We start from the raw sequence: 25015 nt of genomic DNA, 5'->3' as shown, positions 1-25015 counted from the left end.
GCCGTGCCGGTTCCCCCAATGATGTGCGCCGTCCTGCTCCGCCGACCGTCCGCCCTGGCGGCGGTACCGTCACACCCGCTCTGCCAGCGGCGATCAGGCGTTCGAGGTCGATGAACGGGTCTGGTAGGGCGGATGCCGCGGCTCGCGACGGCGGGAGTGCCGCACCTGCCTACCGGCTGGATCTGGACGGTTTGCGGGGTGTTGCCATCGCGCTGGTCGTGGCATTCCATGTCTGGTTCGGGCGCGTGTCCGGCGGCGTGGATGTCTTCCTGGTGCTGTCGGGATTCTTCTTCACCGGGCTGCTGTTGCGCCAGGCCGAATCCGGTGGCCGGGTGCGGGTCGCACACACGGTGCGCCGCACGCTGCGGCGGCTGCTGCCCGCGCTCATGGTCGTGCTCGCGGCCGTGGTCGTTGCCGCGGTGGTGTTGCGGCCGATCACTCAGTGGTCCGATATCGCCGACCAGACCGTGGCCTCGGCGTTCTACTACCAGAACTGGCATCTGGCGCTGGCCTCGGCGGACTACCTGGCCGCCGATCCGTCGGTGAGCCCGCTGCAGCACCTGTGGTCGATGTCGGTGCAGGGCCAGTTCTATCTGGCGATCACCGCGCTGCTGGCTCTCCTCGCGTGGGCCTGCCGCAGGGCGGGGCGCCCGGGTGTGCTGCGCCCGGTACTGCTGGTGCTGCTCGGCGTGCTCGCCGGGGCGTCGTTCGTGTACGCGATGCACGGGACCCGAGCGCATCAGGGGTGGAACTACTACGACTCGTTCGCGCGGGCCTGGGAGCTGCTCGCCGGAGCGCTGCTGGCGCTCGCCGCACCGTGGCTCTCCCCGCCGCGCCGGCTGCGGGCCGCGCTGGCCGTGGCCGGGCTGGCGATCGTCGCGGTGTGCGGCAAGCTCGTCTACGGCGCGGCGGTCTTTCCCGGACCCGCCGCGCTCATCCCGGTCGGGGCGGCGGCCGCACTCGTCCTGGCGGGCAACAACCTCGAGCCGTCCGCGCGTCCGTGGCTGCTGCGGTGTCTCGCGACCCGCCCCGTCGTCGAGCTGGGCGCGCTGGCCTACGCGCTGTACCTGTGGCACTGGCCGATCCTGATCTACTACCTGGCCGAGCGGCACGAGCCGGACGCCGGACCGGTCGCGGGCCTCACCGTCATCGCGGTCTCGCTACTGCTGGCCTACGCGACCCGCCACCTGGTCGAGGAACCGCTGCGGTTGCGCCGCCGCACCGCCGCGCCGCATCCCGCGATCGGCGCGCAGACCCGCACCCCCGCCCACTACCGCCGCCGGATCGGCGTGGCCGTGTCGGTCCTCGGCGCGATCGCGATCGGCCTGAGCACGAGCTGGCACGTCGCGATGGGTGCGAGTGCCCCGCGGCCCCCGGCCGCCCTCGACCCGCACCTGTATCCCGGTGCGGAGGCTTTGGCCTCGGGTGCGACGGTGCCGCATGTGCGGATGCGCCCGACCGTTCTCGAGGCGCCCTCGGACGCACCCCAATCCACCGCCGATGGCTGCATCTCCGACTTCTCGACCACCACGCTCATCACCTGCGACTACGGCGACGTGGACGCGAAGCGCACCATCGCGGTGGTTGGCAGCTCCCATGCCGAGCACTGGCTCCCGGCCCTGCAGATTCTCGCGCGGGAGCACGGTTTCCGGATTCGGGTGATGCTGAAGATGGGGTGCCCGCTGACGGTCTCGGACGATGTGTCCTACAAGGGCGAGGCGATTCCGGACTGCCGCAACTGGTCCCGGCAGGTGATCGACCGGCTCGGCCGGGAGCGCCCGGAGTGGGTGTTCACCACCGGGACCCGCCCCCGCGCCGGCGCGGGCGACGAGACCCCGCAGGACTATCTGGACGTGTGGTCGCAGCTCACGGGCCGGGGACTGAATGTGCTGGCCATGCGCGACACTCCGTGGCTGCGCCACAACGGGGTGCGCTACCGCGCGACCGACTGCCTCGCGAGCGGCGGCACCAGCAGGTCCTGCGGCCTGCCCCGCGACTTCGCCCTGGACCCGGTCAACCCCGAGGCCGCGCCGGCGGCTCGATTCCCCACGGTATTCCCGATCGACCTCACCAACGCGGTCTGCGCGGCCGACGTCTGCCCGGTATCGGCGGGCAACATCCTGATCTATCACGACGAGCATCACCTGACCGCGGCCTATTCGCGGTCGCTGGCACCCGCGCTGAGCCGCGCCCTGCAGCCGATCCTGGGCTGGTGGTAAGCGCAACGCCCACAAGTAGACCGGGCCTCAGCCCGCGGCGGCCGGTTCCGAGATCGCCGAGGGCACACCCGCGGCATCGATCTCGATGCGGCGGTAGGTATCCGGCTCGACCGAGACGATGGTGGCGATGCTGCCGCGACCGGGCGGCAGCACTCGCACCGTCACTCGCCCCTCGGTGACCGAATCCAGTTCGGCCACGGCGGTTTTCACGATGGTCTCGCGCACTCGCGGTGCGACCGAGCCCATTCCGCCGTCGTCGAGCAGGGTCAGCGCCACGCCCCGGGCCCGCGCCTCGCGCGCCGCGCGCACCAGCGCCGGAACGGCCAGGCCCGGCGCCCGCAGCCGATCACGTATCTCGGCCTCGAGTAAACGGCATTCGCGCACCTGATCGGCCGTGGGCGCGCCGCCCGCGGCGAGGAATTCGAGCACGGGACGGGCGGTGCGGTCCAGATAGGCCAGCTGACTACGCCTTTCGAGGCTGCGGGCCGCCGCGCGGGCCTCCACCCCTGCGTGGCGGGCGATCTCGGCCCGGGCGCTGTGGTACGAGCGCAGCAGCGGGCGCATGGACGCGGTGAACGCGATACCCCCGAACGCCGCCGCGGCGGCGACCACCGTGCCGTCGATCGCGGGATCGAGGGACCCGTTGGCGAGGGTGAACGTGATCCCGGCACCCGCGAGGCCGGCCAGCGTGGCCGCGACCCGGCCCCGAACGGCCAGCAACGCAAGCACATACGAGTAGGCGACCACCACCCACACCGCATGGTGCGCCCGGTGCGGGCCGAGATTGATGATCGCCGCGGACAGCGGCCCCGCCAGCACCACCGCCCACGTCCGGGCCATGGGCAGCGGATCGTCGCGAGGTATCAGCACCACGGCACCGGCGACTATCACCGTCCCGAAGGCGGCGATGCCCGCGGGCAGACTGCCATTGCCCTTGGTGTAGCCCATCATCAGCATCCCCGCGGACAGCACGATCAGCGCCATCATCACGATGCCCGACAGTCCCCGCACCCCGATCAGCGCCGGTTGGCTCGGCGCGCCGCCGGATTCGGCATGGGTCCACCGCAGGGTCACCGTCGTGCCGCGCCCGGGCGCGGACTCCACGCTCGCATCGCCGCCACGCGTGCACCGCATCCGCCACAGGATGCTCTGGCGCACGCCCAGCCGCTCGACGCTCACGGCGGTGAGATCGAATCCGGCGCCGTCGTCGACGATCTGCACGATCACGCCGCCCTCGTCGACCGCCAGCCGCACCGCCCGTGTCACCGTGCGCCCGCCGGATCCCGCATGCCGCAGGCTGTTTCGCGCCGCCTCACCCAGCGCGCCCGCCACCGCGATCATCACCTCGCGGGGTATGCGCGGCACGGCGTGCTCGCCGACGTGCGCCTCGAAGGGCACGCCGTATTCGGCGGCCTCGGTGCGGCACATCTCGATCGCCTCGGGCGTCGGCGCGTCGTCGTCGGCGGTGTAGTCGTGCGGGCTGAGGTCCAGCTGCCGCAGGGTTCGTGCCGAGGCGCGGCGCAGCGGCTCCCCCGTCCCCCCGCGGGCGACGTCGAGCAGCGTGGCGAGCACGTTGTCGTGGATCAGACCGGCGAACCGGGTGCGTTCACGCTCGGTGGCCTCGGCGCCCGCGGCCACACTGGCGTGCCGCACCGCGTTGGCGGTCATCATGTCCAGCTCGATCGCCGCGTGCAGCAGCCGCGACGAGGTCCAGGCCAGGAATCCCGCAACAACCCAGGTGCGCACGAGATCCTCGGCGACGGAATGGATTCCGGTGCCGCCGGAGGTGTAGGCGTCCACTCCCGCGGCGAGCGCACCGCAGATCAGCAGATTCACCGGCCACCAGCGCCGCCACACCAGCACCCCCGCGACCGCCGCGGCCGAGGACAGCGGAGGAATCCAGGTGCCGTTGATGCCGAAACAGTTGTAGTCCCCGGCCAGCGGGAGGGTCCCCAGCCCCGCCAGCAGCATCGCGGCCAGCCACCCGGCGGCCGCGCCCACCCCGCTACCGCTGCCCTTCGCCGATGCGGCCAGGAGGCGGATGCCACACACCAGCAGCCCCGCGACGACGACCGGGGTCCACCAGGCCTGCACGTCGTGATCCTGATCGATGATCAACGGCAGGTGCGCCAGCACCCAGAGCACCGTCCCGGTCCCCACCGCGAATCCCAGCGAGCGCCGCGCCCGCGCCTGCGCCCGCCCGATCGGCGCGTCCCCACGGACGTCGCGCCCGCGAGCCGCACCCGTCCTCCCGTGAGTCCAGCGCACGTTCTCATCATCGCGCATCGCGCGGGAAACCGCGCAATCCCGTCCGATGGTGGGAGCCGCGCGATCCCAGTGTGATTCGGATCGACAACACCCGATTCCTACCGGCACCACCGACTTCGGAGCTGCTCGATCCATTCCTGTTGGGCACCAGAAGATCTCGCCCGCTCACATCCGAACTCGCCGGAACTCGCGCGACTCCCGTCCGACCGCGGCCCGACTCGCCGGAGCCGCCCATGCCGACGGCGTGATCCCGACCGATGCCGCCGTGCCGCGGACGATACGCCCACCCTCAGCGGGCGCTCCACCCGCCGTCCATCACATACGACGCTCCGGTCACCATGCCCGCGGTATCGGAGGAGAGCCAGGCGACCAGCGAGGCCACCTCGGCGGGCTCGATGAGTCGTTTGATCGCGCTCTCGGTGAGCAGTACCTTCTCGAGTACCTCCTGCTCGCCAATGCCGTGCGCGGCCGCCTGGTCGGCGATCTGCTTGTCCACCAACGCGGTTCGCACGTAGCCGGGATTGACGCAGTTGCTGGTCACCCCGTGCGGGCCGCCCTCGAGCGCGGTCACCTTGGACAGGCCCTCGAGCGCATGCTTGGCGGTGACGTACGCGGACTTGTACGGCGAGGCCCGGATCCCGTGTACCGACGAAATATTCACGATCCGCCCGAAGCCCCGCTCGTACATGCCCGGCAGCGCCGCGCGCACCAGCAGGAACGGCGCCTCCACCATCAGCGCGAGCATCCGGCGGAACCGGGCGGGCGCGAAATCCTCGATGGGACTAATGGTTTGGACTCCGGCATTGTTGACCAGGATGTCGGTCTCGAGCCGCAGCTCCTCGAGCGCGCCGACCTCGAGCAGGTCGACCACCCACGCCGCGCCGCCGATCTCGTCGGCCAGGGCGCCCGCCGCGTCGCCGTCGACATCGGCGACGGTCACGAATGCACCCCGGGTGGCGAGCTCGCGCGCGCACGCGGCCCCGATTCCCGCGCCGCCACCGGTCACCAGGGCCGTCCGGCCGGAGAGCTCGCCCCTCATCGACGATCCGTCCGCACCCTCGGCCGCGCCGTTCGATCGCTCCGTCACGCGGCAACCCTATCGGTCCGCGCGGCGTCGGCCCGGTCCACGGCCTCGAGGTCGATGCCGTGTGTCTCGCGTGTGAACAGCACCGCGACCACGGTGATCGCCGCCGAACCGGCCAGGTACCACGCGATCGGCACCGAGCTGCCGAACGACTTCAACAGCCGCACCGCGATGATCGGTGCGAGCGATCCGGCCACGATCGAGGTCACCTGATAGCCCAGGGACACACCGGAATACCGCATCCGGGTCGGGAACATCTCGGCCATGATCGCGGGCTGCCCGGCATACATCAACGCGTGGAAGACCAGCCCGAGGATGAGCGCGGCCATGATGACCGCGTTGTGCCTACTGTCCATCATCGGGAAGGCGAAGAAGCCCCACGTGGCCGTGGCCAGCGCGCCCACCAGATACACCGGCCGCCGCCCGATCCGGTCGCCGAGGCGCCCGACGGCCGGGATCACGAAGAAGTGCACGGCGTGTCCGGCCAGCAGCCACCACAGGATGACCTGCGTTTTCATGTGCAGATGCACCGAGAGGTAGGTGATGCTGAAGGTGACCACCAGGTAATACATCACGTTCTCACCGAAGCGCAGGCCCATCGCGGTGAACACTCCGCGCGGATACCGCCGCAGCACCTCGAACACGCCCTCGGAGCGTGCCCTGCTCTCCTCCAGCTCCCGTTGCGCGGCAACGAAAATCGGCGCGTCACTGACCTTCGTGCGCACGTAGTATCCGATGAACACGATCACCGCCGACAGCCAGAACGCCACGCGCCAGCCCCAGCTCAGGAATGCCGCGTCCGACAGCGTGTTGGTCAGGATCAGCAGCACGACGGTCGCGATCATGTTTCCGGCGGGCACCCCGGACTGCGGCCAGCTCGCCCAAAAGCCGCGGGTGCGACTGGGCGCGTGCTCGGCCACCAGCAGCACCGCCCCGCCCCATTCGCCGCCGACCGCGAAGCCCTGCAGGAATCGCAGTAGCACCAGCAGCACCGGGGCCCAGTAGCCGACCTGATGGAAGGTGGGCAGGCAGCCCATCAGGAAGGTCGAGGCGCCGACCAGCAGCAGACTGAACTGCAGCAACGTCTTGCGCCCGTACCGGTCGCCGAAATAGCCGAAGACGATCCCGCCGAGCGGCCGCGCGGCGAATCCGACCGCGTACGTGAGGAATGCGTCCAGGACGCCGTCCAATTCGTTGCCGCCCTTGGCAAAGAACACCTTGCTGAACACCAGCGTGGCCGCGGTGCCGTAGAGGAAGAATTCGTACCATTCCACGACCGTGCCGGCCATCGAGGCCAGCACCACTCGCCGCAATCCGGCCAGCATTCCGCCCGAATCTCCGCCCGGCCGTGTCGGATTGGACACTCTCATCGCATTTCTCCTTCGTGACTGCGACCACATTCACCAGCAGGATGTGATGGCCGACACATCAATGGTCCGAGTATTGGTGCAGATATCCGCGCCCGCAATGCCCAGATCCGCACCTGGTATCTGCAAAACTGCAGATATGAAGGCGATGACCCCAGAACCGCTCCGCCGCCCCAGCGCGGACGATCTACTGGTGCTGCTCGCGGTCGGCCGGACGGGCCGATTCGTGTCGGCCGCAGACGAACTCGGCATCGATCACACCACCGTCTCGCGGCGCATCGCCGCACTCGAGCGCGCGCTGGGCGGGCGGGTGCTGGCCCGCGCCAGCGGCGGCTGGGAGCTCACCGATCTGGGCCGCGGGGCGCTGGCCGCGGCCGAGGCGGTGGAGGCCGCCGTCCGCTCCCTGGGCGCCGACGGCGGCCGGACCCTCGAGGGGGTGGTGCGGATCTCGGCGACCGACGGGTTCAGTGCCTACGTCGCCGCCCCCGCCGCGGTCCGGGTGCAGCGGCGGCACCCCCGGATAGCGGTCGAACTGGTGGCCGCCACCCGCCGGGCCTCGACACAGCGCTCGGGCCTGGACCTCGAGGTGGTGGTCGGGCGGCCACGGGTGCTGCGCGCGCAGGCGCGCCGCCTCGGCGACTACTGCCTGGGCCTGTATGCCTCGCGCGGCTATCTGGCCGAGCACGGCGCCCCGGACACCGTCGGGGAACTCCACCGCCATCCGCTGGTCTACTTCATCGAGGCGATGCTGCAGGTCGACGATCTGGATCTGGCCTCGAGTTTCGCGCCCGCGATGCGCGAATCAGTCTCCTCCACCAACGTTTTCGTGCACGTGGAGGCCACCCGCGCGGCGGCCGGACTGGGGCTGCTGCCGTGCTTCATGGCCGATCGGCACCCCGACCTCGTCCGGGTTCTGCCCGACAAGGTGGCCGTGCGGCTGAGCTATTGGCTCGTGGCCCGCGCGGAGACCCTGCGCCGCCCGGAGGTGAGCGCCGTGGTCGACGCGATCGATGAACTGGTCACCGAACAGCGGCACGCCATGCTCGGCGCCACGGCCGAATTTCCCTATCGCACGGCCGAATTTCCCGATTCCCCAACGGAATAACGCGCATACGACAATGACGTATATGTGACATGACATCAACACGCTACGGGGGGCATTCGAACACCCGGAGCATCCACGAAAACGCCCGCCGCAAATGGCCATTCAAGTGCCGCACCCCGGGTCGAGTCCCTCATGTGACGAGGTCACAGACGCGCAAGAGTCTTGCCTACTCACATATCCGATGCCCATGCCGCCCCATTGCCGATTGCCGCGCGGTAGCCTGCCCTTCGAGTGCATGCCCCGGCCAGCTCGGAAATCTTGTCGGCCAATCGAACTCACCGCCCCGACCGGGCCTTGTGCGGACGCCATATCGCGTTCGCAAAGATGCGTCCGAGCCCTCATTTGGCTAGCTTTTTCGACTGAACCAGCACCCGGCACCGAGTGCGCGTTTCCGAACACCTGCCTGATGGAGGAACACCGTGCGCATCCTGCTGGTCGCCAGCGCGTTCAACAGCCTTACCCAACGCGTCCACACCGAGCTGCGCGACCAGCACGACATCGGCGTGGAACTGGCCCTGGGCGGGGATCTGCTACGTGCGCGGGTGGAGACCTTCGATCCCGATCTGATCGTGGCGCCCATGCTGACCACCGCGATCCCCGAGGACGTCTGGAGCCGGATCCCGGTGCTGATCGTGCATCCCGGGCCGATGGGTGACCGCGGGCCGTCCTCCCTGGACTGGGCGATCTCCGAGGGCGCCACCGAATGGGGCGTCACCGTGCTGCAGGCCGTCGCCGAGATGGACGCGGGTCCCATCTGGGCCACCGAGACCTTCGCGGTCCCGGAGTGCGGGAAGAGCGAGCTGTACCGCAACGAGGTCGCCGACGCCGCCGTGCGCGCCGTGCTGCTGGCGGTGGACCGGTTCGCCGCCGGCACCTACGTCCCCGAACCCCTGGACTACACGCGCCCCGACGTACGTGGCCGGCTGCGGCCCTACCACGCCCAGGAGTTCCGCCACATCGACTGGTCGATCGACACCACCGCCACGGTGCTGCGCAAGCTCCGCGCCGCCGACTCCCAGCCCGGCGTGCTGGATGTGCTGTTCGGGCGCGAATACTTCGTTCCCGGAGCACATTACGAGGATCGGCTGCACGGCATCCCGGGCACCGTCATCGCCACCCGCGACGGGGCCATCTGTCGCGCCACCGTCGACGGGGCGGTGTGGATCCCGCAGCTACGCCCGCGCCGGACCCCCGGCGGGCCTGCCACATTCAAGCGCCCCGCCACCGATGTGCTGGGAGCCGCCCTCGACGGCGTCCCCGTGGAGCCGCTCACCCCAGCCGCGGCCGCCGGGCGCGATACCTGGTCCGAGCTGCGCTATCGGGAGCAGGGCACGGTTGGCTATCTGGAATTCGCCTTCCCCGGCGGCGCGATGGACACCCGCCGGTGCCGCCGCCTGCTCGAGGCGTACCGGGACGCGTGCCGCCGCCCGATCGACGTGCTCGTGCTGGGCCCGGCGCGCGACTTCTTCTCCAACGGTATCCATCTCAACGTCATCGAGGCCGCGGCCGATCCGGCGCAGGAGTCCTGGCAGAACATCAATGCCATGGACGATCTGGTCGAGGCGATCCTGACCACCACGGACAAGCTCGTGATCTCCGCGCTGGCGGGCAACGCCGCCGCCGGTGGGGTGATGCTGGCCCTGGCCGCCGACGAGGTCTGGTGCCGCGAATCGGTCGTGCTCAACCCGCACTACACCCTGATGGGCCTCTACGGGTCGGAGTACTGGACCTACACCCTGCCCCGGCGCGTCGGCGCGGCCGAGGCACAGCGCCTCACCGGCACCCCCCTTCCGGTGGGCGCCCGCGAGGGCGCGATCATGGGCCTGGTCGACCGCGTCGCCGCGGGCAGCGCCGCGGAATTCTGGGCCTGGGCGCGCGGCGAGGCCGCGGCCCTGGCCTCCTCCCCCCAACTGGGCGAGCGCCTGCTGGGCAAGAAGCGGCGCCGCGTGGCCGACGAGGCCGCCAAACCCCTTGCCGCATATCGGGAAGAAGAATTGGCGCATATGCGCCGCAACTTCTTCGAGCCCGACGAGCCATACCACGAATTGCGCCGGGATTTCGTCTACGGCACCAAGCCGAAGGTCACCCCGGCATACCTACTCCGGTAAACGATCAGCTTCACATACCCGGCGAATTCGACTATGGTCCCGGCATCGCTTTTTCCGGAACAACGGAGTATCACGTGTTAGAAATCGATCACTTCAGCTACGGCTGGGTGACACCCGTTCTGGCCTACATCATGTCCGTCATCGGCTCCGTGCTCGGACTGCGGTGCGCATTCCACGCCCGGACCGCGAAATGGCCGGGCGGCTGGCTCGCGGCCGCCGCGATCGCCCTCGGCGGCGCCGGTATCTGGGTCATGCATTTCACCGCCATGCTCGGTTTCTCCATCCACGGCGCCAACATTCGCTACGACGTGCCGCTCACCCTCGCCAGCGCCGTGGTCGCGATTGTGGTGGTGTGGGCCGGGCTCTCGATCGTGGTGCGGTGGCGGCGCGAGATCCTCGCGCTGCCGATCGGCGGGCTCATTACGGGCCTCGGCGTCGCGGCGATGCACTACATGGGCATGTTCGCGATGAGGTCCGATGCCGACATGCACTACGGCGCGGGGACCGTGGCGCTGTCGGTGCTCATCGCGGTCGTCGCCGCGACCGCGGCCTTCTGGTTCATGCTGCACGTCAAGGGATTTCCCGCCACCATCGGCGCCGCCCTGATCATGGGTATCGCGGTGACCGGCATGCACTACACCGGCATGGCCTCGATGTCGGTGGCCAAGCACTCCGGTTCGGACATGACCATGTCCTCCGGCGGTGTGGACCCGGTGCAGTTGCTCACCCCGCTGATCATGTCCGTCACCCTGGTGACGATGATGCTGATCGTCCTGGTCGGCGTCGCCGAGCTCGACGAGCGCGGCACCGCCGAGGCCACGGCGGCGGTGGCCGATCCGATACCGAGCAGGTCCCGGGTGCTGACCACCGATCCCTCCGCACTGCCCAGCAGCGGGCGGGCCTGGCCGCGGGCGATGCCCAGCGACGACTGAGCGGCATGCGTCAGCGCGTGGAGTTGCTGCCCCGGTAGCGATCCGCAAGAGTGGACCGGGTGCCGCGGCGCGATCCGCCGCGGGCCACTCGTCTACGCGAAGGAGTTGTCCCGGTGCGCTTCGGCATCTTCATTCCCCAGGGTTGGCGCCTGGATCTGGTCGGCATCGATCCGGCCGAGCAGTGGGCGGTGATGCGGGAGCTGGCCCGGCGCGCCGACGCGAATCCGGACTGGGAGTCGCTGTGGGTGTTCGACCACTTCCACACCGTGCCGGTCCCCACCGACGAGGCCACCCACGAGGCCTGGACGCTGATGTCGGCGTTCGCCGCCAGCACCGACCGCATCCGGCTGGGCCAGATGTGCACCGCGATGAGCTATCGCAATCCGGCGTATCTGGCGAAGGTCGCGGCCACGGTGGACCTGATCTCCGGCGGCCGCGTCGAGATGGGCATCGGCGGCGGCTGGTACGAACACGAGTGGCGCGCCTACGGATACGGATTCCCTTCCGCCGGTGAGCGTCTGGGCCGCCTGGACGAGGGCGTGCAGATCTTCCGGCAGGCCTGGACCACCGGCCGGGCCACGCTGGAGGGCAAGCACTATCAGGTGAACGACGCGATCGTGCGCCCGCTTCCGTTGCAGGACGGCGGAATTCCGCTCTGGATCGCGGGCGGCGGGGAGAAGGTCACGCTGCGGATCGCCGCGCGGTACGCCCAGTACACCAACTTCAGCCCCGTGCCCGAGGAGTTCGCCCGCAAGTCCGAACTGCTGCGCGAGCACTGCGTAAGCGTGGGAACCGATTTCGACGCGATCGTGCGCAGCGGCAACTTCACGGTGGTGGTCGGTGCGACCGAGGCCGAGGTCGCCGACCGGCTGGCCGCCGTCGCGGATCGGGTCGCCCCGGTCCTCGGCGCGGAGGAGGCCACGGCCCGGGTCTCGCAGACTGTGGTCGGCGGCACCCCCGAGCAGCTGATCGAGCGCATCGCCCGCATGCGCGACCTGGGGCTGGGCTACGCGATCCTGAACTTCCCCGAGGCGGCGTACGACACCTCGGGGATCGAACTCTTCGAGCGTGAGGTCATCCCGGCCCTGCGCTGAGCGCGAGGTCAACCCGGCGCGGCGCTGAGCGCGAGGTCAACCCGGCCATGCGCTGAGCGCGAGTTCATCCGTGTCCGGCGCTGAGCGGACGCGAATCCCCCACGCGCACAACGGCCCCGACCGCGCGCCGGTGTGAGGCCGGCCCGCGGACCGCGCGGTTCCTGGTCCATCGGCACCGTTCTCGGCGTTCGGGCCGTCAGCTGCCCAGGCTTCGCAGCAGGTCGATGGCGACCTGGGGCCGGGCCTGTCCGCACCGCGGGCAGGCTGTGCCCGCGGCGGGGATGTTGAGCCAGTAGCCGTCGACGAGGGTGTGCGTCGCGGTGATCGCGGCCTTCAACTGGTCGGCGGTCACCTGGCTTCCGCTCGGGTTGGTGCTCAGCCCGGCCAGCACCGTGACGTGCGGATTCGCCTGCCGAGCCTGGGCGGCGGCCTGGCGGACGAAGTCGGTGAAGGTGGCGGTGTCGGCCTCCGCGCCCTGGGACTGGATGTCGATGACGTCGGCGACCTTGGCCGCCGCGGCGGCGATGCCGAGCGACAGATAGGCCGGGTACCCGCGCTGCCCGGGCGCGAGCACGCGCGTGAGGGTGGTCGCCGGAGTCGCGATCAGCAGCAGGTGGTGGGCGTGTGCGAGGTCCGCGGCCTGGGCCTCGGCGGCGGCCGGATCGCGCTGCTCGGCGGGCGGTGTCAGGGACCAGTCCTCGTTGTCGTAGACGATCGCCCGGACCTGCGGGCCGACGCGACCGGCATCGAGGGCTTGGCGCAGGGCCGCCACACTGGTGAACGTCTGCGCCCGCATCGCGTGCGCGAGCCCTGTGACCGCCTCGCCGGTATCGCCGGTCAGATACGTGCCGGGGTTATCGAATGCCGCCGCCTCGTCCGCGGCGCTCATGCCCGCGCCCCTGAGGCGCTGTATCGCCGTCGCGGTGATCAGCCAGTGCCCGACCTCCGATGCAGGGCGGGCGGCCGTCGCGGGGGCGGATGGCTGGGTTGTCGCCACGGCGGAATGCGTCCCGCAGCCCGCCGCGAACAGCAGCGCCGTGGCCAGCATCGCCACCGCCGCAGTACGCGGGCCGCGCGTCACCGCGCGCCACGGCGCGAGGGCGGCCCGGGTGAGTTCGAATACCGCAGCACGCCATCGACTCCCGGTCGCACCAACTCTGCAGTCCCGCCGCACCGGCACCTCCCATCGTTCGGCACTGTCACCACGATTCAATCGCCGGATCGCACCCTAGGACAGCGTGGCGGCCGATTCGTCAGCCGATCCTCAGCACCGGGCCGGCCAGGGCCAGGGTCAGGGGCGCGTCGGCGTCGGCGTCGGCCGAGTTAGCCTGCCTCCGAAGCAGATACGCGAACGCCCGGCCCGCACAGGGGCCGGGCGACTCGCAATGCGCTCAGGCGGTGAGGAATTCGCGCAGCGTCGGCACGAAGAGCTTCGCCTTGACCATGTGCGTCTGCCCCGGCAGCACCGTCAGGCTTGCGCCCGGGATCGACTCCGCGAGTGCGGCATTGGCGTTGCGCATCCAGGCCGGGCTCTTGCTGCCCGCGTAGACGGCGGTCGGCACGCCCACCCAGTCGTAGCGCCCGGCCGGGATCGGATTGCCGTCCAGCGCATCGCCCATGAAGTGCATATCGTAGGCCAGGGTGTGGCCGACCTGCTTCAGCTTCGACCAGTCCGGCATGATCGGGAACAGCGCGACCAGCGCAGCAGGCAGCCGCACGCCGCGGCGCATGAAGTACTTCACCGCGTCGCCGGGCTTGCCGGCATCGATCATCTCGTTGATCGTGCGCTGGTACTTCGGCGGCGCCGGCGGCCGCGAATCGTCGACGACCATCGGGAATTCGTACAGCGCAAGCCTTTTCACGGCCAGGCCCGCCTTCACCGCGGCCAGGGTGAGCGGCACGCCGGAGGAGAATGCGCAGATCGTCACCGGCTCACCGGCTTCGGCCACGATCGCCTCCAGATCCTCGATCTCCCGCTCGGGCGCGTAGGGTGCGGTGTCGCCGCTCTCACCGCGCCCGCGGCGATCGTAGAAGTAGACGGTGTGGTCGGACGAAAGTTCCTGCGCCACGGCGCGGCACGGGCCCAGTTCGCGATTGGCCATCGCGCCGTCGACCAGGACCACCGCGGGTCCGCTGCCGATACGCTCGTAGGCGATCGTGGTGCCGTCCTTGGACACGACGGTGGCTGTACTCATGATGTCTTCCTCGATGATGGGGTGGGAGAGGCGATGTCATAGGTAAGACGGGCCTCGGACACCACAATCATCGGTACCGACACGGCGAGAAGGAGGGATTTCGTGCCAGACGATCCCGTGGATGTGTTGCGGCGCTGGGCCGATTCCGGCGGCATCTGGCGTGTCGCGGGTCGGCGCGCCGGGAGCATCGCCGTGAGCCTGTACGAGTGCACCGGCGGGGCGGAGGCGGACCGGATCACCTGCCCCGCCACCCCCGCCCTGCTGGACTATCTCGCCGGCCGGACCAGCAGCGAGGACTGAGCGCGCGCCCGGGTCAGCGCGGCCAGACGACCGCGTCCGCGGCGGTCAGCAGCTCGGTGAGCTCCCGGCCCTGCTGCTCGTCCAGCACCGCGAACGCCGGGGCGATCAGCTCGTCGGTCAGCGCCTCCGCGGCCTCCCAACGCCGCCGCAGCTCGGGGGTGGTCTCCTCGTACGGCTCGGGCCAGCCGAATTCCTGCGCCTGATGGGTGCCGTCGTGCCGCCACGAGCCGCCGGTCAGGACCGATTCGCGCGGGGTCAGCCCGCTCGCCCGCGTGGCCAGCAGATGCAGGCCGCCCCGCAGTTCGCGCAGCACCTGAATCAGCTGCAGTGCCCGCGCCGGATCGTCGGCGGCCAGCGGCAGCGCCCGCCAGCCCGCGAACAGCGCGACACCGGCCGGATCAGCCGCCGCGGCGACCGGGGCCAGCAGCTCGGCGATCCGGCCCGCCCCCGCGAACTCGCCGAGCTTGCGCCGGCCGAAATCCTGGCACACACCCAGGTAGCCCGCGGCCGCCTTCTCCGCGGGCATCTGCACCGATTCCCACGCGGCGCGGATCGTTTCGGCGGGGAAGAACCCGAAGGCCGAGGTCACCACGTCCGCATCCACCTCGCCCAGCACGCCGCCGCGACCGCGGGTGTAGGGACCGAGGAAGCCCGGGACGCCGGTGGTGGCGCCGAACGCCTTGGCCTCCCGGGAGAACATGAAACCGGCGCCGATCTTCTGAATCGGCAGTTTGACTGCGGCGGCTAGCGACACATCCGGGCCTTTCCCTCGTCGAGTACTCGCCCGAACCCTATCTCAGGATCAAACCCACACCGCAGCAATACAGTTGACCGTCCCAGTGTGCCTGCGGCTGGAGGAGATCGTGTCTCCTTGTCCGACCTGGCTTGTGGGGGGACCGCGCCATCGCAGCCCCAATGGCCCTGCGGGACGGGGTGGGCAGCTTCTCCTGTGGCACGATCACGTCGATCTGCCAGAAGGCGGTCGGGTCTCCGATCGTGATCGGCGCGTACCAGTTCTCGCGGTTCAGTTCGATGTACTGCACCCATGAGGTTTGTTGGTGGCGTTCGGAGTTCACGTGGTTCCGGCGATTGCGGCGATGAGCCGGCAAGGCTCACGGCGTGAAGACCGCGCGGTGGGCGGCAATAAACTCCTCGATGGTTGTCGGAATTGTCTTGCCCACGCTGCGGACGACATCGTTGGTACCCGAAAATATTCCGTTCCGGTAGTCGATCGAGACACTGCTCAGATGCTGGACGAGGTGCGCGGAATATCCTGCCCCAGTGAGGAACTGGGCGAAGCGGTCGATATCGATGGGCTCGTAGGCGATGGTTCTGCCCAGAACTTTGGAGAACGATTCGGCGATTTCGTCATGGTTCATTTCGACCGGACCGTGCAGCGGGTAGGTCTTACCAGCGTGGGGCTCAGGGTCCGCCATGACGGCGGCGATGACGTGAGCCTGGTCTTCGGCAACGATGGGCGCGTGCCGGCCGTCGCCGAACGGGTAGCGGAATACGCCTTCCTGCGCGATGGAACGGCTGGAGAAGAGGAAATTGTCGGCGAAGAACGTTGGGCGTAAATGGGTTACGGCGAACGGTGCTCGATCCAACAACCGTTCGCCGATCCAGTGCTGTTGGGCGGCATTGCTCGCAGCTTCTCGGCGCGCCGAGATTTGCGACATGTTCACCACTGCCCGGACCCCGGTGTCCGCGCCGGCCTGCGCGAAGACCGCGGTGGCCTCCAACAGGCCCGGGGCGATCGGGTACACGAAATATGCCGAGCACACGCCTTCCAACGCCCGGCTGAGGTCGTCGAGCCGGAACATGTCGCCCACGACGACCTCTGCTCCCGCGTCCGCGAGTGCCCGTGCGCGGTCATCGTCGACTCGCACGAACGCCCGCACCGCGTACCCGCGCTCGAGCAGCAGTCGCGTGGCCCGTCGTCCGGTCGACCCAGCCGCTCCGGTTACCAGAAACGTCGGCCGATCTGTCGTGGGTTGCATGTGTCACGTCCTTGGTTGATCGTTTCGGAGCTCATCGCCGTGAGCGCACGGAATTTCGGCTGTCCCGCAATCCGGCAACTCTGCGTCGAGACCGAACCGCGGAAGCAGCGGCGCTGGTAACGCTATGTACGTAGCGCTCTTGTCAGTGCGATGAACAATTGCGGACCCCGCAAAGGTCGGCGGCGATGCTGAACAGTCGGAGACGTTCTGATCGTTGATCCTGTTGGTCGTCTTGATGATCGAGTGCGTGACGGTAGATCCGTCGCATCATGCGGTCGGTGGCGTCGGCCGAGCCGAGCATGAGATAGCAAAACAGCCGCAGCTGCCTGTCGAGTGCCGCACTGCCTGCGGCCGTCCCTTCCCGCTCGGACATCGCGTTGCTGTGTCAGAGTCCGAACAGCGGAAACAACCCTGTGCCGTGGTACGCGACGATCCGGCCGACGCCCTCGCTCGTCAGCGTCAGGACGTGCAGCGCGTGAGGGTGATATTCACCGTCTCGGCCGCGCGCGTAGACCGCGAAGGCAGGCTGTCCGTTGGCGGAGGTGGCGACCAGCCGGGTCGGCCCGATCATTCGCATCTGTTTGGCGAGGAAGGCGAGTACGGTATCGCGGCCTGCGAACCAGGTCGCGATCGGCGGCATTTCCCATCTGGCGTCCTCGGTCAATACCGCGATGAGTTGGTCGACATCCGCGGTCTCGAAGGCGCTGACGTAGCGGTCGAGCAGGGCCCGCTGCTGTGGCTCGGCGGGTTCGGTCAGGTCGTCTGGGCTGATCGGGGCCAGGGTTCGGGCGCGTTGGATTGCGCTGTTGACGGCTGCCGTGGTCATTTCCAGAAGTTGCGCGACCTCGGCGGTCCGCCATTGCAGCACGTCGCGGAGAATCAGCACCGCTCGCTGTCGGGGTGGCAGTTGTTGGAGCGCTCCCACCAGTGCGAGCCGCATTGTCTGTCGTTCCACCACGACCGCCGCCGGGTCGGCCGGTGCGGTGGTGAATAGGAAGTCGGGTATCGGTTGCAGCCAAGGTATTTCCGGGGATCTCTCGACCCGGCTGATGTCCAGGTTTGTCTCGGGGCCATGGAGATCAGCGGGCAGTGGCCTGCGTCTACTTTTCTCCAGTGCTTTGAAGCACGCCCTGGTCGCGATGCGGTACAGCCAGGTCCGCAACGACGATCGGCCCTCGAACCGGTCGTATGCACGCCAGGCGTCGAGATAGACGTCTTGAACCACTTCCTCGGCGTCATCGACCGAGCCGAGCATGCGGTAGCAGTAGGCGAGCAGCTCGCGTCGGAACGGTTCACTCAACCGTCCGAAGTCCTCGTTACCGGCCTTGGTCTCGGTCACAGTGTGCATGATCCGCCGATCCTGTTGTGGGTGTCGCGTCGGGTCGCCGGAAGCCGGCAATCGAGGCTTTCGAGTCAATTGTTTCGTGCGAGGTATTGGTTGAGATTGTCGAGAACCATCCGCCACAACTTCTCCGACTCGGCGGCCTCGCCCTCGCTGCGGTTGCGGCTCTGCCGAATGGTCAGCGTGGTGCCATCCGCGGTGGGCTCCACGGCATAAGTGACGGTGTGATAGTTCTCTGGCAAATCGGGCAAACCTGTGAGCGGGCTGTAATGTGTCACGCTGAAGCGCTGCAATGGCTCGAATTCGAGCACCTTCCCGTGGTCCTCGAAGGACTTGCCCTGCCATTCTCCGCGCCAGACGATCGGTTGGCCGATCTGCCAGTCGGTGACGACTTCAGTGCCGAAGAAGTACTGCTTGATATCAGCGGGGTCGGTGATCGCCGCCCAAACCCTGGCGGGGGCGTGGGAAATGGTGAGTGTCGCAACCGCATCTGGGAAGCCGCTGTTCATCGGGGTACCGCCTATCTGTCGACAGTGCTGGGCCGGCCTGCGGGCTCGGTCGGGCCGTATTCGTCATGTCGCTTCAGCCACGAGAATCGCGGCACCCGGGGGTAGCCTTCGGGTAAGTCCTCCCAGTCCTCTTGGCGTCCGAGTGCGGTGAAGTCGAGGGAACTCAACGTTGCGCCCATCGGCTCATGCTCACGGTCGTTGATGAAATAGGTGCGGTAGACAGTGTCGCCGTCGCGAATGAAGGCGTTCGTGCCGTACCAGTCGGCCACGCCGAAGTCGGCGTCGAAACCGTCGGTGATCGTGTACCAGGGCATGGACCAGCCCGTGCGCGCTTTCACCCGCTCGATGTCGGGTTGCGATGCACGGGAGGCGAAGGCGAGTGTGGTGTCGCGGGCATGGAGATGCGCTTGATGGGCGATCTGGTCGGCCATCAGGGAGCAGCCGACGCACGCGTGGTCGGGCCAGCCGTCCACCCCCGGCTCGAAGAAGGCTCGGTAGAGCAGCAGTTGGCGGCGGCCCTCGAACAGGTCGGGCAAGCGCACGGTTCCACTGGGCCCGTCGAAGACATATTCCTGGTCGATCTTCAACCACGGCATCCGCCTGCGGTCCGCGGCCAGGGCGTCGCGAGCGCAAGTCAGCTCTTTCTCCTTCGCCAGCAGCCGCACACGCGCGGCCTCCCATTCCGCCTGCGTGACGACCGGGGCTCGGTGGGTGTTGCTCATCGTGATGTCCTCGTCTCGGGAGATTTGGGATCAACGGATGGTGATGTCGGCCATGTCGATGGCGACGAAGACGATCTGGTCGTCGCCCATCGGGGCGTAGGCCCGGCGGGTGGCCGGGATGATGATGCCGTCGATATCGCGGTAGTCGGCGGCATAGAGGTGTGATTCGGTGGTCGGGTCGACGATGTCGATGGTGAAGTCGTGGCGGCGCAGCAGCCCGTCCGGGCCGAAGCAGAACACCTGCTTGCGGGTGTGGCTCTTGACGTGATCGGGGAAGGCCACACTCAAACGCCGCCACGTTTCACCATCGACCTCGACGGGCGCGATCTCTTCGCAAACGAACCCAGGCCAGGTCAACAGAAACGGCCCATTCAAGTACGTCCATAGTGCTTCTCCGGTGAAGTATGCGAGATGCAGGTCGTCCCACGGGCTTTGGAACTCGTGGCCGTCGAACGAGCGTTCCGGGTCCTCGCGCGTGTCGACGACTGTGCCGTCGGGTCGTTGCAGGACGACGCGGTCGGGTTGGAACACCGAGCGTCGGTCCTGAGTGAGGTAGTCCATGGTCAGCTGTTGCCGTGTGGTGTCCACCTCGAAGCGGACGTTGCTCATCGCATCTGCTTTTTCCTTCATCTGCCAGAAGGCCCCGCTGATAGCGGCGTCGACTCGGATCGTCTTGATCCGGTTCCACCGGTCCAGACCGCCGTGCGCGGCGACCGCGGTCGCAAGTAGATCGTTCATTGCTTTGCTCCTTGAATTGACGGTGCCCCGGCCACCGGCACGATGGTCGGGGCACCGTGGTCAGTCGACGATGAGTCCGCCGGTCAAGTTGGCGACAGTGCCGGTCATCGCCGATGCCCGGTCGGAGGCGAGCAACACTGCCGCCTGCGCCAGTTCATCCAGTGCGGTCAACCGCTTGCGGTGGGTCATCGCACCCTCCATCTCGAGCAATTGATCCTTCGCCATACCGATCGCATCCGCGTGTAGCCCGAACACGGTGTGGATGGTCGGTGTCTCCGCCATGCCGGTGGTGCGCAGGCAAATCGTGCGGACGCCGTGCTGTGCCCATTCGGTCGACAGCGCCCGGTTGAGACCTTCCATGGCCGCCCAGCCGACGCTCATGCCGCCCACCAGAGGCATCGGCAGGCGGGCCGGTTCGGGTGTGTTCATCATGATCACCCCCGACCGCTGGGCGATCATGTGTCGTGCAGCAGATTTCGCGGTGACGAAATGAGCCTGGGTGTAGGTCGTGATCGGGCGCATGAAATTCTCGACCGGCAATTCGGTGAACGGGATTCCCTGCAGTCCTCGCGGTGAGATTCCGATCGCGTTGAACGACACGTCGATGCTGCCCGCGTCGGCGACGACCGCAGCTAGATGGTCGGTCACCGCTTTCTCGTCGCCGGCATCGACCACGGCGCTTTCGGCCGCGCCGCCCGCCGCCGTGATCTCCTTCGCGACAGTCTCCACTGTGTCCAGATTGCGGCCCGTCAGAAATACCTTGGCGCCTTCGTGCGCGAATGCGCGGGCCACCGCACTACCAATCGCGCCTGCTGCGCCGTAGACAACGACGTTCTTGCTTTCAAGCAACATAACCTTCTCTTTCTGTTGTTCACGCCAGCGCGTGAAGACCGCGGCCATTGAGCTGATACACGCGGTGTTCGTCCGGGGTGTCCGTGTCCTGACAGAGACGCGCGATCTCGGATCCGACCAGATCAGGGGTGAGCAGCGGTTCGAAAGCCGCCGCGAAGGTGACGGTGTCGACTCCCTGACGGTCTGCGTACGCGGCTACCCCGGCAGCGCCGAGCGCGGTGGCGGGGGTCAGTTGTGGCAGCACGGTGGCAAAGCCGATGCCGAGTCCGGCGCGACGGGATTCCTCGGCGGCGTACCCGGCGAGAAATCGGATCATCGCCTTCGCGCCGGAGTATCCGCCGCTGAGCGGTGAGCCGCCCACGGCGGCGCCGCTGGAGATCGCCACCACCAGGCTTCCCGGTGGCAGGGGGTGCCGCAGAGCAGCGCCGATCCAGTGGAAGGCGTGCTGCGTGTCGACCTGCCAGTTGCGGCTGAACGATTCCCACGTTTGTTCGTGCACCGGGCCGATACCGGGACTCGCGCCCGCGTTGAGCACCAGCAGCGTCGGCTGGTATTCCTCGATCAGCGACGCGGCGGTCTCCGCAACGGTCGCGTCAGCGACTATCGGGACAAATTCCGAACCCAGCTCCCGCTGCACATCCGCCAGGTCGTCGGCGGTACGCGCCACACCGACGACCCTGTGCCCTTGCCCGATCAGCGCAGCCGCGATCCCAGCTCCGAAGCCCCGGCCGGCACCGGTGACCACTGCGGTGGTGCCTGGTCGGTCCGCCGGGCTCATTCCGGCTCTCCCGCGAGAAGCCGCTCACGCCTCTGGTAATGGCTGCGTGCTTGATACTGAATCACGACCGTTGCGGTCATGCCGATCACCTCCTACACATACAGAGGCGAGCTCACCGCGAAAGTCATCGGTCCCGATTCGGGCACACCTCGAGCCCGCTGTGGCGCGTCTCAATGTCCGAGACACCGCACGGAGCCCTCGGCTGGACGCGAATCGGTGATGCCCTGGCATGCCGTTCGGGGTTAGCCGCTCGCATCAACCCGATCACGTGACCGGGCGACGGCGGTTGCGGTGGTGTACACCTACTTTCCGGTCACCTTCTTCGTATTGCGCTGGTCTACCCGAGTCTGGTCGCCGCCGGCCACCCGACCCGCGCCGACCCGCGCCGACGCGCACCGCCTGCACCGGCTCGTTCACCGCGGCCGGACCTACCTGGGCCTTGCCGCGTCGGCACCGCTGATCGGCGTGCCCGCAGGGCTGATCTTCCTGGTTCCGGCGCGGCAGCTGCTCGTCATCGGCCCGAACTCCCACCGCCACACCTGAACTCGGACACGGCATCGGCGGCACCACCCATGCACACACCGCTTCGGCAGCAGCCCTGCGTAATTCCCGTTCGCTATCACCGCGTCCATGCCGATCCGCCCGCGGCGCAACGTTGCTCACACTCCGGGGCGACTCAGCGCTCGAGTGTTCGAACGGTATGTCCGGTATCGGCTAGTGTCGACGCGGTGCTAGGACATTCACACGCGACCAGCGGCGCGCTCGCCTGGGCGGGAGCCGCTGCGGCGCTACCCCTTTCGATACTCACCTTCCCGGTCGTCACCGCGGGTCACATCAGCACCGTCGACCTCGTCATGGGCACCTTCCTGACCGCGGGCGCGGCGCTGCTGCCCGACGCCGACCACCCCAACGGCACGATCGCCCATGTGCTGGGCCCGGTCTCGCACGCCGCGTGCAAGGTGATCTCACAGGTATCGGGCGGGCACCGGCACGCCACCCACTCGTTCGCGTTCGTCGCGCTCGTCACGATCGGCACCTGGGCCGGTGAGCACTGGCTACACCGTTGGTTCACCCTCGGCCTGGTCTTCTTCCTGCTCGCGCTCGCCGTGCGCGCGCTCAATCTGTGCCCGCCCGGACACGGAATATCCGCCTACGGCACCGTCGTCGTCCTCGCCGCCGCGGGGACCTTCGCGATGGATCAGTGGATCTCCGACAAGCCCACCTGGCTGCCGTTCTCGGTGGGCCTGGGCGCCCTGGCCCACCTGGCCGGGGACTGTCTCACCGACCGCGGGTGCCGCCTGTTCTGGCCGTTCCAGCTGCGCACCTGCGTGCCGGTCATCGAACGCACCGGCAACAAGGTCGAAACCTGGGTGCTGTCACCGCTTTTCGTGCTCGGCACCCTCGCCCTGCTCTGGTACACCCTCGTCCACCACCCGTGACGGGCGCTGCGGCACACCGCCACCCACCATCCCCAACAACGTCAGCGCATCATGGTCCGGGGTGCCCGGGGCGGCCTGGAACGCGACAAAGCGCTGGCCGTCCGGGGCGGTGAGGATTTCCGAGGTGAGCGTGAAGCGGCCGACCGCGGGATGGTGCAGCTTGCGCATCGCACCGCGTTTGGTCTTCACATCGTAGTGGGCCCACAGGTCCGCGAATTCCGGGCTCTCCCGGCACAATTGCGACACCACCGCGGCCAGGGCGGGGGAATCGGGTTCGCGGCCCTGCACCGTCCGCAGGTGCGCCACGCAGTCCCGGGTGACCCCCTCCCAATCCACCCACGTCGAGCGCGCCGCCGGATGGGTGAACACGTAACGCACCAGATTCCGTTCCGGCGCAGGATAATCCGCCATGCCGTCGAACAGGCGCAACGCCTCCGTATTCGCGGCCAGCACGTTGCTGGGCTGGTCCAGGATCAACGCGGGCGTGGGCCGCACCGATTCCAGTAGAAGCAGCAGCCCCGGCCGCGGCTCCTGCCGCACACTCGCCGGGGCCGGGCGGCGAGACATCACCGCGCGCGCCAGGTCGTACAGGTGCGCGCGCTCGTCCTCGTCGAGCCGCAGCGCCGACGCCAGCGCATCCAGTACCGCCAGGCTGGGATTGGTGTCTCGCCCCTGTTCGAGCCGGATGTAGTAGTCCACACTCAGGCCCGCCAGCGTAGCCACCTCCTCACGGCGCAGCCCCGGCGTCTGCCGCCGCCCGGCGCCTCGTGGCAACCCGAGGTGCTCGGGGTTCAACCGCGCCCGGCGTGCACGCAGAAAATCCCCCAGAACGCGACGATCACTCACGACAGCACCTCATCACTCGACTCCTCCGCTGTGCGACACGTGGCAACACTCCCGCCAGTCTCCCTGTTCCCCGCGCCGACGGGGTGGCCCTGCCGGGACCAGGCCCGGCACGGTCTCCCCGCGACCCGCATCGGCGGCCACAGTGGTTCCCATGACCGATATCTCGCACACCCTCATCATCGGCGGCAGCTCCGGGATGGGCCTGGCCCTGGCCCGTGACCTCCTGCGCGACGGCCACGAGGTCACCATCGCCGGCCGGTCCCGCGACCGGCTCGACGCCGCCGCCGCCGATCTCGCCTCCGACCGCCTCCACACCGTCCGGGCCGACATCACCGACGAGGAATCGGTGCGAACCCTGTTCGGCGACACACTGTCCGGGCCGATCGAGCACATCATCGTCACCGCCGCGGACATGGCCGCCGGCTACGGACCGCTCGCGGAACTCCCCCTCGCCGACGCCCGGTCGATCATCGACGCCAAGGTGCTCGGACCGTGGCTGGTGGCCAAGTACGCGGCGCCGCTGCTGACCGGATCGCTCACCGTGACCTCCGGCATCGCCGCCTACCGTCCGGCCGCCGTCGGCAGCACCGTCGTCGCCACCGCCAACGCCGCCCTCGAGGGGCTGGTGCGAGCGCTGGCACTGGAACTGGCGCCGGTCCGGGTCAACGCCGTATCCCCTGGCTGGGTCGACACCCCGATCTGGAACGCCTTCGCCGGCGACAGCAAGGACGAGCGGCTGGCCGCCATGGCCGCGCGCCTGCCGGTCGAGCGGATCGGCCGCCCCGAGGACATCGCCGCCGCCTTCCGGGCCGTCATCGACAACGGCTTCATGACCGGCACGGTCCTGCACGTCGAGGGCGGACATCTGCTCGTCTAGCCCGATCGCCGGTCGTGGCCGGGGAGGGGTACGGAGCGTGAATCGCATCCACCGATCGGCCGAAAGCGCATTCTCCGGGCCATACCGGTGGCGTCGTCTCGATTCATCGCCGAATCATGGGGACGAACAATTCCGATCTCTCTCGGATGCGATCATCCTGCTGTTCAGAAGAATGATCGAGCGGATTCGAAATGCCGAACTGTTCGACGATCGCATTCACTATTCCAGGGGATGAGCGCG

Annotated in this window: 24 protein-coding genes; 9 read left to right on the top strand and 15 right to left on the bottom strand. The window is 68.6% G+C overall.

Going from position 1 to position 25015, the window contains the following annotated elements; all coding sequences use genetic code 11:
* Positions 1-110 precede the first annotated feature (110 nt).
* Positions 111-2219, top strand: a complete 2109-nt coding sequence (locus KO481_RS11465) for an acyltransferase family protein (protein ID WP_215917025.1) — start codon at positions 111-113, stop codon at positions 2217-2219.
* A gap of 27 nt (positions 2220-2246) precedes the next feature.
* Here the strand turns inward: KO481_RS11465 and KO481_RS11460 are convergent, their stop codons facing one another.
* The 3 genes from KO481_RS11460 to KO481_RS11450 all read right to left on the bottom strand — a co-directional run bounded on the left by KO481_RS11460 (position 2247) and on the right by KO481_RS11450 (position 6941).
* Positions 2247-4505 carry a sensor histidine kinase gene (locus KO481_RS11460; protein WP_215917024.1) on the bottom strand — a complete coding sequence of 753 codons (2259 nt, stop codon included), beginning with the start codon at positions 4503-4505 and terminating at the stop codon, positions 2247-2249.
* 271 nt (positions 4506-4776) lie between these two features.
* On the bottom strand, positions 4777-5526 hold the full coding sequence (locus tag KO481_RS11455) for a 3-hydroxybutyrate dehydrogenase (protein WP_215917358.1): 750 nt from the start codon (positions 5524-5526) through the stop codon (positions 4777-4779).
* Between the two features lie 44 nt (positions 5527-5570).
* Positions 5571-6941: an MFS transporter gene (locus KO481_RS11450; protein ID WP_281066056.1), complete on the bottom strand. Its 1371-nt coding sequence runs from the start codon at positions 6939-6941 to the stop codon at positions 5571-5573.
* 136 nt (positions 6942-7077) lie between these two features.
* Here KO481_RS11450 and KO481_RS11445 point away from each other — a divergent pair, with 136 nt between their 5' ends.
* The 4 genes from KO481_RS11445 to KO481_RS11430 all read left to right on the top strand — a co-directional run bounded on the left by KO481_RS11445 (position 7078) and on the right by KO481_RS11430 (position 12177).
* Positions 7078-8043: a LysR family transcriptional regulator gene (locus KO481_RS11445; RefSeq protein ID WP_245400741.1), complete on the top strand. Its 966-nt coding sequence runs from the start codon at positions 7078-7080 to the stop codon at positions 8041-8043.
* Positions 8044-8462: 419 nt separating this feature from the next.
* Positions 8463-10151 (top strand): enoyl-CoA hydratase-related protein, encoded by a 1689-nt coding sequence (locus KO481_RS11440; protein ID WP_308166515.1) that lies wholly within the window; start codon positions 8463-8465, stop codon positions 10149-10151.
* Positions 10152-10225: 74 nt separating this feature from the next.
* A complete protein-coding gene (locus KO481_RS11435) occupies positions 10226-11083 on the top strand; it encodes an MHYT domain-containing protein (RefSeq protein ID WP_308166514.1) in 858 nt (285 codons plus the stop codon).
* Between the two features lie 113 nt (positions 11084-11196).
* Positions 11197-12177: an LLM class F420-dependent oxidoreductase gene (locus KO481_RS11430; RefSeq protein ID WP_215917023.1), complete on the top strand. Its 981-nt coding sequence runs from the start codon at positions 11197-11199 to the stop codon at positions 12175-12177.
* Between the two features lie 196 nt (positions 12178-12373).
* Here the strand turns inward: KO481_RS11430 and KO481_RS11425 are convergent, their stop codons facing one another.
* Together KO481_RS11425 and KO481_RS11420 are read right to left on the bottom strand one after the other, a co-directional pair.
* Positions 12374-13258: a hypothetical protein gene (locus KO481_RS11425; protein WP_215917022.1), complete on the bottom strand. Its 885-nt coding sequence runs from the start codon at positions 13256-13258 to the stop codon at positions 12374-12376.
* Positions 13259-13568: 310 nt separating this feature from the next.
* Positions 13569-14372: an alpha/beta fold hydrolase gene (locus tag KO481_RS11420; RefSeq protein ID WP_215917021.1), complete on the bottom strand. Its 804-nt coding sequence runs from the start codon at positions 14370-14372 to the stop codon at positions 13569-13571.
* 102 nt (positions 14373-14474) lie between these two features.
* Here KO481_RS11420 and KO481_RS11415 point away from each other — a divergent pair, with 102 nt between their 5' ends.
* A complete protein-coding gene (locus tag KO481_RS11415) occupies positions 14475-14672 on the top strand; it encodes a hypothetical protein (protein ID WP_215917020.1) in 198 nt (65 codons plus the stop codon).
* Between the two features lie 13 nt (positions 14673-14685).
* Here KO481_RS11415 and KO481_RS11410 read toward each other — a convergent pair whose 3' ends face one another.
* The 9 genes from KO481_RS11410 to KO481_RS11370 form a co-directional block, all read right to left on the bottom strand.
* Positions 14686-15426, bottom strand: a complete 741-nt coding sequence (locus KO481_RS11410; RefSeq protein ID WP_215917019.1) for an SCO6745 family protein — start codon at positions 15424-15426, stop codon at positions 14686-14688.
* Positions 15427-15784: 358 nt separating this feature from the next.
* Entirely contained in the window at positions 15785-16672 is an 888-nt protein-coding gene (locus KO481_RS11405; protein WP_215917018.1) for an NmrA family NAD(P)-binding protein, read from the bottom strand.
* Between the two features lie 142 nt (positions 16673-16814).
* Entirely contained in the window at positions 16815-17045 is a 231-nt protein-coding gene (locus KO481_RS11400; protein ID WP_215917017.1) for a hypothetical protein, read from the bottom strand.
* A gap of 12 nt (positions 17046-17057) precedes the next feature.
* On the bottom strand, positions 17058-18020 hold the full coding sequence (locus KO481_RS11395) for a sigma-70 family RNA polymerase sigma factor (protein WP_215917016.1): 963 nt from the start codon (positions 18018-18020) through the stop codon (positions 17058-17060).
* Between the two features lie 65 nt (positions 18021-18085).
* Positions 18086-18523: an SRPBCC family protein gene (locus KO481_RS11390; RefSeq protein ID WP_215917015.1), complete on the bottom strand. Its 438-nt coding sequence runs from the start codon at positions 18521-18523 to the stop codon at positions 18086-18088.
* 11 nt (positions 18524-18534) lie between these two features.
* Positions 18535-19245 (bottom strand): DUF899 domain-containing protein, encoded by a 711-nt coding sequence (locus tag KO481_RS11385; protein ID WP_215917014.1) that lies wholly within the window; start codon positions 19243-19245, stop codon positions 18535-18537.
* Between the two features lie 30 nt (positions 19246-19275).
* Entirely contained in the window at positions 19276-19983 is a 708-nt protein-coding gene (locus KO481_RS11380) for a hypothetical protein (protein ID WP_215917013.1), read from the bottom strand.
* A gap of 60 nt (positions 19984-20043) precedes the next feature.
* On the bottom strand, positions 20044-20883 hold the full coding sequence (locus KO481_RS11375; protein ID WP_245400740.1) for an SDR family NAD(P)-dependent oxidoreductase: 840 nt from the start codon (positions 20881-20883) through the stop codon (positions 20044-20046).
* The gene (locus KO481_RS11370) at positions 20855-21613 is read right to left on the bottom strand and encodes an SDR family oxidoreductase (RefSeq protein WP_215917012.1); all 759 of its coding nucleotides are present in this window, start codon (positions 21611-21613) and stop codon (positions 20855-20857) included. The genes KO481_RS11375 and KO481_RS11370 overlap by 29 nt, the downstream gene beginning before the upstream one ends.
* 291 nt (positions 21614-21904) lie before the next feature.
* Between KO481_RS11370 and KO481_RS11365 the strand changes: the two genes are divergently transcribed.
* Positions 21905-22156, top strand: a complete 252-nt coding sequence (locus tag KO481_RS11365) for a hypothetical protein (RefSeq protein ID WP_215917011.1) — start codon at positions 21905-21907, stop codon at positions 22154-22156.
* Between the two features lie 185 nt (positions 22157-22341).
* Positions 22342-23052, top strand: coding sequence for a metal-dependent hydrolase (locus tag KO481_RS11360; RefSeq protein WP_215917010.1), 711 nt, complete (start codon positions 22342-22344; stop codon positions 23050-23052).
* Here KO481_RS11360 and KO481_RS11355 read toward each other — a convergent pair.
* Complete coding sequence (locus KO481_RS11355) at positions 22990-23898, bottom strand: helix-turn-helix transcriptional regulator (protein WP_215917009.1); 909 nt, start codon at positions 23896-23898, stop codon at positions 22990-22992. The two genes, KO481_RS11360 and KO481_RS11355, sit on opposite strands and share 63 nt — an antisense overlap.
* A gap of 151 nt (positions 23899-24049) precedes the next feature.
* Between KO481_RS11355 and KO481_RS11350 the strand changes: the two genes are divergently transcribed.
* On the top strand, positions 24050-24775 hold the full coding sequence (locus KO481_RS11350; protein ID WP_215917008.1) for an SDR family oxidoreductase: 726 nt from the start codon (positions 24050-24052) through the stop codon (positions 24773-24775).
* Positions 24776-25015: the final 240 nt, after the last annotated feature.

The sequence above is a fragment of the Nocardia albiluteola genome (assembly GCF_018860155.1).
Lineage (GTDB): Bacteria > Actinomycetota > Actinomycetes > Mycobacteriales > Mycobacteriaceae > Nocardia > Nocardia albiluteola.
This window is presented reverse-complemented; position numbering and strand designations above follow the sequence as displayed.

Coding starts and splice junctions, on each gene's coding strand:
- KO481_RS11465 (WP_215917025.1), top strand. CDS start 111: ATGAACGGGTCTGGTAGGGCGGATGCCGCGGCTCGCGACGGCGGGAGT.
- KO481_RS11460 (WP_215917024.1), bottom strand. CDS start 4,505: ATGCGCGATGATGAGAACGTGCGCTGGACTCACGGGAGGACGGGTGCG.
- KO481_RS11455 (WP_215917358.1), bottom strand. CDS start 5,526: ATGAGGGGCGAGCTCTCCGGCCGGACGGCCCTGGTGACCGGTGGCGGC.
- KO481_RS11450 (WP_281066056.1), bottom strand. CDS start 6,941: ATGAGAGTGTCCAATCCGACACGGCCGGGCGGAGATTCGGGCGGAATG.
- KO481_RS11445 (WP_245400741.1), top strand. CDS start 7,078: ATGAAGGCGATGACCCCAGAACCGCTCCGCCGCCCCAGCGCGGACGAT.
- KO481_RS11420 (WP_215917021.1), bottom strand. CDS start 14,372: ATGAGTACAGCCACCGTCGTGTCCAAGGACGGCACCACGATCGCCTAC.
- KO481_RS11405 (WP_215917018.1), bottom strand. CDS start 16,672: ATGCAACCCACGACAGATCGGCCGACGTTTCTGGTAACCGGAGCGGCT.
- KO481_RS11400 (WP_215917017.1), bottom strand. CDS start 17,045: ATGTCCGAGCGGGAAGGGACGGCCGCAGGCAGTGCGGCACTCGACAGG.
- KO481_RS11395 (WP_215917016.1), bottom strand. CDS start 18,020: ATGCACACTGTGACCGAGACCAAGGCCGGTAACGAGGACTTCGGACGG.
- KO481_RS11390 (WP_215917015.1), bottom strand. CDS start 18,523: ATGAACAGCGGCTTCCCAGATGCGGTTGCGACACTCACCATTTCCCAC.
- KO481_RS11385 (WP_215917014.1), bottom strand. CDS start 19,245: ATGAGCAACACCCACCGAGCCCCGGTCGTCACGCAGGCGGAATGGGAG.
- KO481_RS11380 (WP_215917013.1), bottom strand. CDS start 19,983: ATGAACGATCTACTTGCGACCGCGGTCGCCGCGCACGGCGGTCTGGAC.
- KO481_RS11375 (WP_245400740.1), bottom strand. CDS start 20,883: ATGGCCGCGGTCTTCACGCGCTGGCGTGAACAACAGAAAGAGAAGGTT.
- KO481_RS11370 (WP_215917012.1), bottom strand. CDS start 21,613: ATGAGCCCGGCGGACCGACCAGGCACCACCGCAGTGGTCACCGGTGCC.
- KO481_RS11350 (WP_215917008.1), top strand. CDS start 24,050: ATGACCGATATCTCGCACACCCTCATCATCGGCGGCAGCTCCGGGATG.